This is a genomic window from Vibrio clamense (assembly GCF_050337905.1).
Classification (GTDB): domain Bacteria; phylum Pseudomonadota; class Gammaproteobacteria; order Enterobacterales; family Vibrionaceae; genus Vibrio; species Vibrio cortegadensis.
In genome coordinates, this window is record NZ_JAKJTJ010000018.1 from 73690 (window position 1) to 85881 (window position 12192).

Here is a 12192-nt window from a genome sequence, read left to right on the forward strand (position 1 = left end):
TTCATCTCTTCAAATATGCAGAAACACTTATTAAGGAGCATTCAATGTTCAACTGTTCAAGGAGCCAATATGTCTACTGCTAGTTCTGAAAACCATCAGCTATTTTCGCCTTATGAAATGATGGCAGAAGCAGAAAAATTTGCGCTTAGTAAAGCCAAGAAAACCAGTGGTATGACTTTGAGCCTGGCTGTCATGGCAGGTGCATTTATCGGACTTGCTTTTCTTTTCTATATCACGGTTACAACGGGCAGTGCAGACGCAGGATGGGGCTTAAGCCGATTCGCTGGCGGGCTTGCTTTTAGTATGGGCTTAATTTTGATTGTTATCTGTGGTGGTGAGCTTTTTACCAGTTCAGTACTTTCCAGTATTTCTTGGGCAAATAAACAGATCAGTTTTGGCAAGATGCTATCGATATGGGGAAAGGTTTATGTCGGTAACTTCATCGGCGCAATGTTTCTTCTTTTATTAGTCACCGCCGCAGGTCTGTACCAAATGGATCATGGGCAATGGGGATTAAACGCTTTAAACATTGCACAACACAAACTTCACCATAGCGTAGTGCAAGCTTTTGCTCTGGGTATTTTATGTAACTTATTAGTTTGTTTAGCTATCTGGTTAACGTTTAGCTCTGCAAACGCAATGACAAAAGCCGCCATGACGATTCTACCCGTTGCGATGTTTGTCAGCAGTGGCTTTGAGCACTGTGTCGCGAATATGTTCATGGTGCCGCTTGGTATTGTTATTCAAAACTTCGCGCCTGAATCATTTTGGTCACAAGTTGGTGTCAGTGCGAGTCAATATGCTGATTTAAACATTACTCAATTTGTCACTGCGAATCTTATTCCTGTAACCCTTGGCAATATTGTCGGTGGAGCCGTTCTTGTCGGCCTCGCAAACTGGAGTATCTACCGTCGCCCACAACTAAAAGCTGCAAACCTAGCAACAATAACTCAACCAACAACAATTACGTCAGTTAAGGATATTACTATGAACAACAACCTACTTGTAAAAGACATCATGGCAAGCAACTCAATTTCTCTAAGTGCTGAAATGCCAACATCTGTCGCAATTGATACTCTGCTTGATCACAACTTAAATGGCGCACCAGTTTGCGACGTTGAAGGTCGTCTAGTCGGATTCTTCTCTGTTCATGATGTAATGGTTGACCTTTGGTGCCAAGATTACATTCCAGCTAAAGATCAAAAAGTTGTCGATTTAATGAACCGTGATGTAGTGGCGATGGACTCATCTGATCGCTTGGTTGATGTTGCTGAATTCCTTTGCATTGATAAAGACCAGCTTTTCCCAACATCAGGCATGGGCATTGCGACTCAACTAACATCACTCTCTTTAGAAGAACGCGCAAAGAGCATGCAAGTTAGCAAACCTCATGCACTTCCTGTTCTAGAGAATGGCCAGATGGTTGGTGTGATTTCAAGAATGGATGTATTGAAAGCATTACGCCCAGTATACGGTGAAAGACTGAACATTGTTGAGCGTGAACTAGAAACCGCTTAATAGGTACAACTTCGTATCCATTAACAATAAACATGGTTTTTGAATCGCAGACATATTGAGTTCATAAGAACATACAAGGAAATAAGTCGCTTTGAGTTCATGTAATATTCACTATTAGCATTCCAAACCATCAAGCCCTCGGCAGTTCATCACTATCGAGGGCTTTTTCTATTTAGAGTGCATTTCTATTTAAAATGCTTTTTTTTAGCGCACTTTAACGTTGAAAGGCATCACGTCAATCTATCACTCAAATGGACTCGAATGTGAAGACGCTATTTTTTAACACCTTCTACATGTAACTCCATATCAACGTAACTTGAGCTTCCCATAACCGCAATGCCAAAATCAGCTAATTCAAGACGAGTGGTACCATTAAACCCAGCACGCTCTCCACCCCATGGGTCGCTGCCTGCACCAATAAATTCTGCATTAATCGTTATAGGCTGAGTTTTCCCGTGCAATGTAAGATTCCCCATAATATCAAGCTTACCATTACCTTTATCGACAACTTTTGAGCTACTAAAGGTCGCTTCACCAAATTTACTTGCATCAATAAAGTCAGCACTTCGGATATGCTTATCGCGCTCTGCATGGTTTGAGTCTAAACTTGCGGTGTTAACCGTCACGTTCACTTTCGATGCTTCGATGTTATTACCATCATAAGAAAACTCACCACCAAAATCATTAAAGCGACCTTTGATGAAGCTATACCCTAGGTGGCTAATTTTAAAATTTATCGATGCGTGTGCACCCTTAGTATCAATCATGTAATCGGCTGCGCTTGCACTAAAAGGTGCCGCCATAACAAGTGATAATCCAGTAGCAAGTAGTGTTTTTTTCATTTTGAAGCTCCTATCATTTTGCGTAGCGTATTGTCTTTATCAATTATGTGATGTTTTAAAGCAGCAAGTGCATGAACAGATGCAAGTCCAACTAAAATACAAGCGGTGTAATAATGTATGTTGCCAGCAATATCTGATTGATTAGCAAAGAGTTCACCGAGGCTTGGTACGGTAAACCAAGTGAAAACATCAATACCTCTTCCGTCGGAAGTTGAAATCAGATAACCAGATACAAAAAGAACGAATAATAAAACGTACATAAGTAGATGCACTATTTTTGCAGTAATCACTTCGTATGCTTTACCTTCTACTTTTGGTGACGCCGTAACACGCTTCCAAAGCATCCTGCCTAACGTAACAATGGCAAGAATAATACCGACTGAACGGTGCCAGTCTGGAGCCGTTTTATACCACTCACTATAGTAAGTGAGATCAACCATCCACAGGCCTATGCCAAACATGCCAAAAATCGTAATCGCCGAAACCCAATGAAGGAGTCGAGATACCACATTGTAATTTTTCACTGTATTATTCATATTACTGCCCAAGAATTGTACTCACTGCATGTTGCTAAAATTCGATACCAAACCAAAAAGTAACATCAAGGTAACATTCCGCATTTGGATGACACACATTATTTACCAATCTTTACACAATCAAGAGAGCTTGAAATTAAACAACTTGTTCGAAAAATTCGAATGAACTTTTCTGATTTAAGCTCTCGCTAGACTTCTACTATTTTTTCGATTTCATATAGCTCATCACTAATGTCCATTATCTTTCTTTCCATCACCTTTTGAGCATCAGCGATACCTTGGTTATAATAAACGGGTCCTAATTTTTTGCTCAGAAAGTCTAATAGAAATTCTCCATCAAATTGCCCAAGCTCACTATCTAGCTCTTCTTCAAAGTAGCGTTGTAAGGCGGCTACCATGCTCTGTTTTGTTTTAGGTTCAAGTACAATTTCAGTCATTATTTCTCCTTAAAGTGATATTACTTATCTCTAAAATAGCTTATGCCATCAGGCTATTACTATTATTTATAGGATGGCTCACGAACTCAGAGCATAATTATAGTTCTCATAGAAAACAATGTGATAGTCTTTATCAGTTTCCAGATCTTGCCCCGCATAGGACTTCCATTTGTTATTAGACTTAGTAATACGAAGTATCAACGAATTTCAAGTTGACTGTTTAAAACTGTGCGAGCGACACTACCCTACGGTTCATAACCAAGGAATGAGTGAGCATCACTTAAGCCTTGCTTACACACGCAGAATGCAGAACACGTTGAATAATTTCGGGCATGAGTCTGTCGTACAAGCTTTAGAGACGATTGGAAGCCCAGATCCTGCCCACCACTACCGAATATCTTCACCTGAAGGAACGGTTTGGGTATTAACGCATCATATGATCAGTGCCGGAAAAACTTGCAGAGAAAATCTCCTAGCAGATATAACAGAGTGGCAAGCTGAATATGGTTACGCCATTCAACCTAATGATCTGCTGCTTCTGATTAGTGATCACTGGATAAGTCGAAGTAAAAAGAGTCGTGAATTGTTGCATTGGTGGATGGGAGAGCTGCCAGATCAAATAGATGAATACAGCGAGCAAGGGATAACGTTGTATGAAAGTGATTCACAGCTCACTCAATGCCTTGATCACCGCTTTAATATAAGCCCGTGTTATATTAAGTTTGGTCACCCACTGCAAAGAAGCCAGAATAAACAATTAGTTCGAAAGTACATTCAACTATACGCCGTATTACAGTGGTAATAACTGCACTTAAAGCTATATCAATGCTATTTGCCACATAATTTTGATGATTTCGATTCATCTCGATTACATGGCTTTTATATCAAAAGCCGATAAATTCAATAGCCGATAAAACATCCTAAGTGCTAAGTCGTTTCAATCCACATTTTAAAACTATTTCTACCATTCTGCTTTGCTTCATAAAGCGCTTGATCCGCTTTCTGATAAATATCACTCGGCTTTTCTTTTCCTGTTGGAATTAGCGTAACAATCCCTTGCGAGACAGTTACATAATCAGCAGTTGGTGAATAAGCATGTGGATAGGCAAGCTCAACAATTTTCGACTTGATTCGAAGCGCTTCTTTTTCTGCTTTCTTATCACCGACACCACTTAATAATACCGCAAATTCTTCTCCACCATAACGGCCAACAAATTCACCTGAGCGTGTAAAGAGTTCATTAAGTGTGTTAGATATAGACTGAAGGCATTTGTCACCTTCTATATGACCGTAATTATCATTGAATGGTTTAAAATGGTCAACATCAAGCAGAATCAAACAAAATGGGATTTTATGGCGACCATGCCAACCAATAGCATCTTCTAGTTGCGTATCCATATATCGGCGGTTATATAACTTAGTGAGCCCATCTTCATTCGCTTGTTGTTGCAACATAGCATTGAGCTCTTCAAGTTTTACAGACGCCGTTTTAAGCTCTCGTCGCATCATAGCTATTCGCTGCATCGCGATTAACTTCGAGTTTAATACAAGGCGATCAACGGGTTTAATCAGGTAATCATCCCCCCCAGCCTCAATCGCTCGTGCAATCATTTCTGGCTCTTCATGGCTACTCAAAAAGATAATGGGAACCCAATCAGGAAACTGACTACGAATTTTTTGAGAGACTTCAAAACCATCCATGTCGGGCATTGATATATCGAGTAAAACTAAATCCGGGTCAAAGCTTGAATAGACAGCCAAGGCCTCTTTTCCGCTTCCTGCCGCTTCCACTTGATGTCCTAACTGCTTGAGCCTAATAGCAAGCTGCATACGGTCTAACTTCACGTCATCGACGAGTAGAATTCGCATTGAAGAACCCGCAACACTCATAAATAGCCTTATTAATTATTAGCTAACATACAAGTAGATATACCATATGAAACAGGCTCATTCACGATTTTTTGCTATATTTCGTTGACTTTTGGCTGAAACTTTTTAGCATTGCTTTCTTTTATACGAGAATTTGTCATGTCAGACGCAACTAACACAGAGCAACCTAAAGTTGATCTAGAAACTATTTCACCAGAACTACGCAAAGTCATGGAGTTTGATCAAGTCCCTGAAGCGATGTATTTCATGGTTACGTCGATTCATGAAGTATCTGAAGATGCAGTACGTGATGCTTGGGATACACTTCCAGCAAGTGCACAAAATGTGCTAGACAGTTTTGAACAATTCCACGCATTAATTTCTGTAAGTCAAGGTTTTGCTGGTATTAACGTAATGGAAGAGTTCCCTACGTTGAAATTACCAGAAGATATGACTGACGAAGCGAAAGAAGAGTATCGTGCAGAGCTTCTTGACCAAGTCCTTCACAACTGTGTAAAAGATATGGTTAAGCAAATAAAGAAAGCACGTCGCGACCCAATTTTGAAGCGTGATTTCAAAGAAGTGTTCGTAAAATAATATAACTCTTTATCGGTTACATTATTAAAACGCACAAAAAAAGCATGGCATCGGCGAGTATTAATTCGTGGGTGGCATGCTTTTTTGTTCCAGCCGGTTTTATCTAGTCACTGAGTAAAATGACTCATTAAATCCAATACGGATTAGCGCATGAAGACTATTCATGTGTAAATGCGATATCGCGTTGAGTGACACTCACACCTTTGATTTGAACATAGACATCCATCCCTATATTAAGATCCAACTCATCTAATGCCCAAGGGGTTATTGTCGCCCAAAGTTGCCTATTTGTTCCCAAATCAAGTTGAACACCAACACTCTGCTTATCATTCGCAATGTTCTTCGACTCTATGAGGCTTACACGGGCTTTTAAGATGTTCCTGATGGATGTTCGCTCCGGTTTATCTAAAGCAATTGAAACATCGTTAGCTCGTACCTGAAGCCTAATGGATGAACCTAGCTTCCCATCAATCCCTTGAACCCATAGAAAGACATTCTCTGCTAATTGAACTTTGGTCAGTGCATATTGGCGATGATGTTCAGCGATGGTGGCTTCAAACAAACTACTTTGCTCAGAGAAAGACTGCCACGGGCGCATGGAGTTTGAACCCCAAACTTCTTCAATTGAACCTGAAATTTCTACCTTGCCATCATTCACAATCACCAGGTGACTTGCTAATCGCAAAATTTCATTCAAGCTATGTGTCACATACAGGATTGGCGTTTTTACTTCGTCAGCTAACTTCTCTAGAAACGGCATAACTTCACGCTTACGGGGCAAATCCAACGATGCTAAAGGTTCATCCATGAGCAATATGTCTGGTTTACTCAATAATGCTCGGCCAATCGCCACACGCTGCTTCTCCCCTCCAGAAAGATCCGCAGGATAGCGATCGAGCATATTAGTCAGAGACAACAGTGTAACGACCTTAGAAAAATAAGTGTCATCCGCTTTCTTTACACCATAGGTTAAGTTGCCTTTGACACTATAATGAGGAAAAAGGCGAGCGTCTTGGAATACGTAGCCAACGTTTCTTTTCTCTACGGCGACATCGATTGAATGGTTATCATCGAACAAAATACGGTCATTAACTTTTATCAATCCAGAATCAGGCTTGATTAGCCCACTGATAACATTAATTAATGATGTTTTTCCTGCACCAGAACGCCCAAAAATAGCGGTAATCCCTGTCGCCGGAATATTAAGATCAACATCAAATTGCGTTTCACCAAGCTGCTTTTGAAATTGCAGTGAAATTAAACTCATGACTGACTTCCCAAGCGTTTATTGGCTTTTTTGGACAACCAATCAGAAAAAAGTAAAGATGCCAGTGCGATCGCAATTGAAATCCCACACAGTCTCGCCGCTTCGAATTCCATCCCTGGGGTTTCGATAAAATTGAACATCGCCAATGGAATGGTCTGGGTCTCTCCTGGAATGTTAGAAACAAAACTGATGGTTGCACCAAACTCCCCTAAACTTCGAGCAAAAGAGAGCATAGTACCGGTAATAATCCCCGGAATGATCATAGGCAGTGTAATCGTGATAAATACTTTAAAAGGAGAAGCTCCCAATGTTTTTGCCGCTTGTTCTAACTTAGGGTCAACACTCTCTAAACTCAGCCGAATTGCACGTACCATTAGAGGTAAAGCCACAACGACGCACGCTAATACGGCCCCTTTCCAACTGAAACTGAAAACAACATTGAAATTATCCGCTAACCATCGGCCGATAATACCTTGCTTTCCCATGACTACGAGCAATAGATACCCAATGACAACAGGAGGAAGAACAAGGGGAAGATGTAAAATACTATCTACTATCCCTTTTCCAATAAACTGTTTTCTTGCTAACAGCCATGCGAACCCAACCCCAATAGGAATTAGCCATAAAATGCTGATCGATGCGACTTTCAAACTTAAATAAAGTGCATCGCGTTCAAAGTCTGACAACATGTCGATTCTCTTATTGAGCTAAAGAGTTGAACCCAAATTGATTCAAGATCTCTTGAGCCTTTTCAGATTGTAAAAATGCCGCTAACTCTAACGATTCCGGCGAAGTATTAACGATAGCAAGAGGGTAACGAATAGGATCATGACTTGTACTAGCAAACTCAGTGATCAATTGGACATTCTTACTTTGTAATGCATCCGTTTTATAGACAATACCGAGTGGAGCTTCACCCCTTTCAACCAACGCTAAGGTCATACGTACATTACTCGTTGGCGCAGTTAATGACTTCACAGCATTCCAAACATTTAACGATTGAAGAGTTTGTCTTGCATAAATACCAGCAGGCACGGCTTGTGGATTTCCGATTGCCAGTCGCCCTTTACCAATATTGGTTTGCCAGTCGCGAATATCCTCAATGGCAAACGGTGCAAGTGTCGATGTTTTAGGGGCTATAAGAACCAATTGGTTTTGAGTAAACGGGAACACATTCTCTTGCAAAACAGAACCACGTTTCACTAAATGCTGCATCCAACTTTCGTTAGCAGAGATAAACAGACCCGCAGGTGCCCCACGTTCAATCTGCCTTGCTAGCGAAGAAGATCCCCCATAGATTGGCAATGCATCAACATTATGTGTGGTTTTAAACTCAGCCAAAAGAGCATTCATTACATTGGTTAATGATGACGCTGAGTATACCTTCACGGTGGCTTGTGCATTCAATGAAATACAAAGCATGCTTATAACACTGGTTATCATGACTCTTTTAAGCATTATCGTTGTCTCTGCTCCAATGACCTTTCAGTTCTGGCCACAATTTATCTAAATGCATATGCTCTTCAATCGCATCAGCTATCGTATTGATAGCATTATCTTTAACAGATTCAAAATCAACACTTTCAACCGTGGATTGGTTTGCCCATTCGCAAATCAAGCTCGTCACTTGTGATGATTCAAACAAACCATGGAGATACGTTCCCATGATTTGATTACAGTTGCTCACTGCCCCGTCTGCTTGCCCGTTACTCAACAAAACAGGCTGAGATTCATTTACCTGACTCACACCGGCATGAATTTCATACCCTGAGACTGGAACAGATTTGTTATTCAAAGTGAGCGTTCCAGTTACGTTGGTAAGATTCTTTTCAGATTTAAGTTCGGTTTGAATATCGAATAACTCTAAACCCGCGCTACTTCCGGCTGGCCCTTCAATACCTTGAGGGTCTTCAATCAATTGCCCAAGCATTTGATAACCACCACAAATACCAATCACCTTTCCGCCTAAACGAATATGACGTTTGATATCCGCATCCCACCCCTGAGATCGAGCGTAATCAAGATCCGCTCTTACCGATTTCGTACCGGGGAGAATGATCAAATCAGCTCTATCTAATTTTTCACCTTTACCCACATAACGGAAATCTATATCAGGGTTCAGCCGTAAACTATCAAAATCGGTGTGATTACTGATTCTTGTAAACACAGGAACCACAATTTTTATTTTCGCATCATCATTTGAGACCTGTTCCGATATGATGGCATCTTCTGCTTCTAAATTTAGCCCGTGGATAAAAGGTAGAACACCAAGCACGGGCTTGTTTGTTTTCTCTTCTAACCAGTCTAAACCGGATTGCAATAACGCGATATCGCCTCGGAATCGGTTGATAACAAAACCAATAACACGATCTTGCTCTGATTGAGAGAGTAGCTCTAGCGTGCCATAGAGATGAGCGAACACCCCACCACGATCAATATCGGCAACGATAATAACCGGAACGTCTGCTTTCTCCGCAAACCCCATATTCGCAATATCATTCGCTCTTAAATTAATTTCAGCAGGGCTGCCCGCGCCTTCGATCATGACGCTTTCAAACTCTGCATGAAGCTTTTCAAACGAGTCCATGACGGTTGCCATCGCCACTTTCTTATAATCATGGTAACTCGTCGCTTCCATATTACTGATCGCACGCCCCTGAAGAATGACTTGCGCGCCAGTATCCGAGTTCGGCTTTAATAACACAGGGTTCATATGCACTGTTGGTTCAACATTGCAGGCTTGAGCTTGCACCGCTTGTGCTCGTCCTATTTCACCACCATCTTTCGTAACGGCACTATTGAGTGCCATATTTTGTGGTTTAAATGGGGCAACTTTAACGCCCTTCCTCGCTAATACACGGCATAAACCTGCCACAAGAACACTTTTCCCGGCATCGGATGTCGTGCCTTGGACCATTAACGATTTTATCGGTGCATGCATAGTGATACGTCTTCTTAAGTCATTAGATTCGTTATTGATAAAACTATTTTACCCTCATTCCCAAGATAGTGCTCCGATAAATGAACCGAAAATGAATGTAACACTCAGTATTAATTCAAAAAAGGAGTGCTTTAATAGTGACAACTTAAACGAACAACGAAAGAGACATTCTTATGAAAAAAACAATTATCGCTTTAGTATCCACTTTAATCCTTGCACCTTCACTAGCGCTAGCGGGCAACGGCCACGACAACAATCGCCAAGCTTCTATCCAGTATAATGGCCCTGTCGATACAACCTCCGTTTCAGAGTTACTTCAAGATACCAGTATGTTTACAGAAAAAGAGGTCGTTATCGATGGCACTATCATTCGTCAATTAAGAAATGACAAGTTTGTTTTTTCAGATGGCAACGCTGAAATTCAAATAGAATTGGATGATGTCCATTTAACAACACCACTAGATGCAAATACTAAAGTCCGTATTTTTGGTGAGTATGAAGGAGGCAACACGCCAGAGATTGAAGTAGACCACATCCAAATCATGTAATAAATCAAAGTTCTAGCACTAATGGCCTGCATATTGCAGGCTTTTTTTGTATTATATCGAAATTCAGTCTACCTATGACTTCGGAGCATTCATGCTAGGACAAGCACGACGTATCGCAGCTTTGGGATTATTAAGCCTTATTCCAATTTCAGCACAGGCTAATAATTTCAATTACAACATGATGGAATTCAGGATGGGTACTAGCCCTGCCACATTTGGAACTGAGCTGACTACCTATTTCACTGAAAACTCACACTTTATTGGTCGTTTCGATAGTGAATTTAGTAATGATTGGGATCTCGCTGGTGGCATAGGCTTCAATGGGCCAATAAATCAGTTTGGCGATGTATATGGACAAATGCTACTTCATAGTGTGAAAGACAGCTCAGATACAACGTTCAAAACCGAAGTGAATCTCGGCACCCGATTTTGGGTATTAGAAGGTGTCGAAGCCCATGTCAAATTCGGTAAAATCATCGATAACGACGATACAAAATCGACCTTTGCTTTTGGTGCCCGCTTTTACTCTACAGAACAGCTCGCACTTGGGGCGGAAGTAAAAAATAGCGGTGTTTATGGCCACCAGATGGTGATGTCTGTCCGTTTCCATTATTAGAAAGGCAAGCGTGTTATAAAATTAGCACGCCTGTATAAAAAAACATACCGACAACATTAATTCACAATGATATAACCCGCCCATTAACCATCCAAAAACCAAACATTAATCATCTGTATTCATTACTTTTTTTGGGTGTATTATTTAGTTGAACTTCATCACAATATAAAAACTAAGATTTTTTTTCACACTCAATATGTTATTATTTTGTATGTATTTATTCTAAAAGATGCACATTTTTAATAAGCAAGTTAGTGCACGAACATAATAACAGTAAACAATGAAGAGATGGCTATGAAAAAAAAGTTACTAATTGGCCTAATTGCAACGTTATCTTGGGGTGTATCTAGTGCCGAAACTGTTTTAAACGTTGGCTTAATCGATCAGGATCGATCGCCTTACTTCTATCGTTCAGGGGATAATGGTCAAATCCGAGGAGCCTACATCGATATCCTCAATATTATTGGTGAGAAACTCGATGTATCATTCACATATAAGCAGCTACCCCAAGCAAGAATTCGTTTGTATATGAAAAATGGCCAACTGGATCTGGAGCCTGGTATTGCGCAAGACTGGAGACTTGAGCCTGGAGAAATTAAAGCTACTGTTTATACCGATACATTCTACCGATCCAAAGAGGTTATTGTTTATAACCCTAAACAATTTAAACAAACTAAAGTCGATATCAGCGATTTTGACCAGCTTATCCCTTGCTCAATTCTCGGCTTTAATGATTTTAAATTAATTAACGTCAACACTAAGAATGAAATCGCAACAGAAAAACAATCCATTCATCTATTGAAGTTGAATCGTTGCGATTATGCCCTTTTCCCAATTGATGTCATTAAGCCTGAGATTGAACAAGGTTACTTGGAACGAACTAAACCTGTTGCCATTTATAACCTTAGATTTAGGCTGGCAAAAAAGTATCAGTATTTACTTCCTGAATTTAATCGCCAAATCAAGTTAATGACAGAAAGCGGTGAAATAACACGCATCATGAATGAGCATACGGAATAAT

General features: G+C 40.4%; 14 protein-coding genes. 6 read left to right on the plus strand and 8 right to left on the minus strand.

Going from position 1 to position 12192, the window contains the following annotated elements; genetic code table 11:
• The first annotated feature begins 69 nt into the window (after positions 1-69).
• Positions 70-1518, plus strand: coding sequence for a formate transporter FocA (gene focA, locus L4C39_RS01025; protein ID WP_017051206.1), 1449 nt, complete (start codon positions 70-72; stop codon positions 1516-1518).
• 272 nt (positions 1519-1790) lie between these two features.
• On the opposite strand, the gene L4C39_RS01030 is transcribed toward focA, so the two are convergent.
• The 3 genes from L4C39_RS01030 to L4C39_RS01040 all read right to left on the minus strand — a co-directional run bounded on the left by L4C39_RS01030 (position 1791) and on the right by L4C39_RS01040 (position 3333).
• Positions 1791-2360: a YceI family protein gene (locus tag L4C39_RS01030; protein WP_429743917.1), complete on the minus strand. Its 570-nt coding sequence runs from the start codon at positions 2358-2360 to the stop codon at positions 1791-1793.
• Positions 2357-2896, minus strand: coding sequence for a cytochrome b (locus L4C39_RS01035; protein ID WP_017051204.1), 540 nt, complete (start codon positions 2894-2896; stop codon positions 2357-2359). The genes L4C39_RS01030 and L4C39_RS01035 overlap by 4 nt, the downstream gene beginning before the upstream one ends.
• A gap of 188 nt (positions 2897-3084) precedes the next feature.
• Positions 3085-3333: a DUF2164 domain-containing protein gene (locus tag L4C39_RS01040; protein ID WP_017051203.1), complete on the minus strand. Its 249-nt coding sequence runs from the start codon at positions 3331-3333 to the stop codon at positions 3085-3087.
• Positions 3334-3502: 169 nt separating this feature from the next.
• Here L4C39_RS01040 and L4C39_RS01045 point away from each other — a divergent pair, with 169 nt between their 5' ends.
• Positions 3503-4135, plus strand: a complete 633-nt coding sequence (locus L4C39_RS01045; RefSeq protein WP_113797996.1) for a hypothetical protein — start codon at positions 3503-3505, stop codon at positions 4133-4135.
• Between the two features lie 125 nt (positions 4136-4260).
• Here L4C39_RS01045 and L4C39_RS01050 read toward each other — a convergent pair whose 3' ends face one another.
• Positions 4261-5223, minus strand: a complete 963-nt coding sequence (locus L4C39_RS01050; RefSeq protein WP_429743920.1) for a GGDEF domain-containing response regulator — start codon at positions 5221-5223, stop codon at positions 4261-4263.
• A gap of 138 nt (positions 5224-5361) precedes the next feature.
• Between L4C39_RS01050 and L4C39_RS01055 the strand changes: the two genes are divergently transcribed.
• Positions 5362-5799, plus strand: coding sequence for a DUF3069 domain-containing protein (locus tag L4C39_RS01055; RefSeq protein WP_017051200.1), 438 nt, complete (start codon positions 5362-5364; stop codon positions 5797-5799).
• Between the two features lie 157 nt (positions 5800-5956).
• Here the strand turns inward: L4C39_RS01055 and modC are convergent, their stop codons facing one another.
• The 4 genes from modC to L4C39_RS01075 are packed head-to-tail and all read right to left on the minus strand — an operon-like array spanning position 5957 to position 10007.
• Positions 5957-7066 (minus strand): molybdenum ABC transporter ATP-binding protein ModC, encoded by a 1110-nt coding sequence (modC, locus tag L4C39_RS01060; RefSeq protein WP_429743923.1) that lies wholly within the window; start codon positions 7064-7066, stop codon positions 5957-5959.
• Positions 7063-7755 carry a molybdate ABC transporter permease subunit gene (modB, locus tag L4C39_RS01065; RefSeq protein ID WP_017051198.1) on the minus strand — a complete coding sequence of 231 codons (693 nt, stop codon included), beginning with the start codon at positions 7753-7755 and terminating at the stop codon, positions 7063-7065. The genes modC and modB overlap by 4 nt, the downstream gene beginning before the upstream one ends.
• A gap of 10 nt (positions 7756-7765) precedes the next feature.
• Positions 7766-8524, minus strand: coding sequence for a molybdate ABC transporter substrate-binding protein (modA, locus tag L4C39_RS01070; protein ID WP_429743925.1), 759 nt, complete (start codon positions 8522-8524; stop codon positions 7766-7768).
• Positions 8517-10007, minus strand: a complete 1491-nt coding sequence (locus tag L4C39_RS01075; RefSeq protein ID WP_429743927.1) for a cobyric acid synthase — start codon at positions 10005-10007, stop codon at positions 8517-8519. The genes modA and L4C39_RS01075 overlap by 8 nt, the downstream gene beginning before the upstream one ends.
• 173 nt (positions 10008-10180) lie before the next feature.
• Between L4C39_RS01075 and L4C39_RS01080 the strand changes: the two genes are divergently transcribed.
• From L4C39_RS01080 to L4C39_RS01090, 3 genes are all read left to right on the plus strand, one after another.
• Positions 10181-10555, plus strand: coding sequence for a YgiW/YdeI family stress tolerance OB fold protein (locus L4C39_RS01080; protein WP_113797983.1), 375 nt, complete (start codon positions 10181-10183; stop codon positions 10553-10555).
• A 91-nt stretch (positions 10556-10646) separates the two neighbouring features.
• Positions 10647-11171: a hypothetical protein gene (locus L4C39_RS01085; RefSeq protein ID WP_113797981.1), complete on the plus strand. Its 525-nt coding sequence runs from the start codon at positions 10647-10649 to the stop codon at positions 11169-11171.
• 294 nt (positions 11172-11465) lie between these two features.
• Positions 11466-12191: a substrate-binding periplasmic protein gene (locus tag L4C39_RS01090; protein ID WP_429743930.1), complete on the plus strand. Its 726-nt coding sequence runs from the start codon at positions 11466-11468 to the stop codon at positions 12189-12191.
• Position 12192 lies beyond the last annotated feature (1 nt).

Excerpts from the sequence above, each read along its gene's own strand:
- focA (WP_017051206.1), top strand. The coding sequence starts at position 70 with ATGTCTACTGCTAGTTCTGAAAACCATCAGCTATTTTCGCCTTATGAA.
- L4C39_RS01030 (WP_429743917.1), bottom strand. The coding sequence starts at position 2,360 with ATGAAAAAAACACTACTTGCTACTGGATTATCACTTGTTATGGCGGCA.
- L4C39_RS01035 (WP_017051204.1), bottom strand. The coding sequence starts at position 2,896 with ATGAATAATACAGTGAAAAATTACAATGTGGTATCTCGACTCCTTCAT.
- L4C39_RS01040 (WP_017051203.1), bottom strand. The coding sequence starts at position 3,333 with ATGACTGAAATTGTACTTGAACCTAAAACAAAACAGAGCATGGTAGCC.
- L4C39_RS01050 (WP_429743920.1), bottom strand. The coding sequence starts at position 5,223 with ATGAGTGTTGCGGGTTCTTCAATGCGAATTCTACTCGTCGATGACGTG.
- L4C39_RS01055 (WP_017051200.1), top strand. The coding sequence starts at position 5,362 with ATGTCAGACGCAACTAACACAGAGCAACCTAAAGTTGATCTAGAAACT.
- modC (WP_429743923.1), bottom strand. The coding sequence starts at position 7,066 with ATGAGTTTAATTTCACTGCAATTTCAAAAGCAGCTTGGTGAAACGCAA.
- modB (WP_017051198.1), bottom strand. The coding sequence starts at position 7,755 with ATGTTGTCAGACTTTGAACGCGATGCACTTTATTTAAGTTTGAAAGTC.
- modA (WP_429743925.1), bottom strand. The coding sequence starts at position 8,524 with ATGCTTAAAAGAGTCATGATAACCAGTGTTATAAGCATGCTTTGTATT.
- L4C39_RS01075 (WP_429743927.1), bottom strand. The coding sequence starts at position 10,007 with ATGCATGCACCGATAAAATCGTTAATGGTCCAAGGCACGACATCCGAT.
- L4C39_RS01080 (WP_113797983.1), top strand. The coding sequence starts at position 10,181 with ATGAAAAAAACAATTATCGCTTTAGTATCCACTTTAATCCTTGCACCT.
- L4C39_RS01085 (WP_113797981.1), top strand. The coding sequence starts at position 10,647 with ATGCTAGGACAAGCACGACGTATCGCAGCTTTGGGATTATTAAGCCTT.
- L4C39_RS01090 (WP_429743930.1), top strand. The coding sequence starts at position 11,466 with ATGAAAAAAAAGTTACTAATTGGCCTAATTGCAACGTTATCTTGGGGT.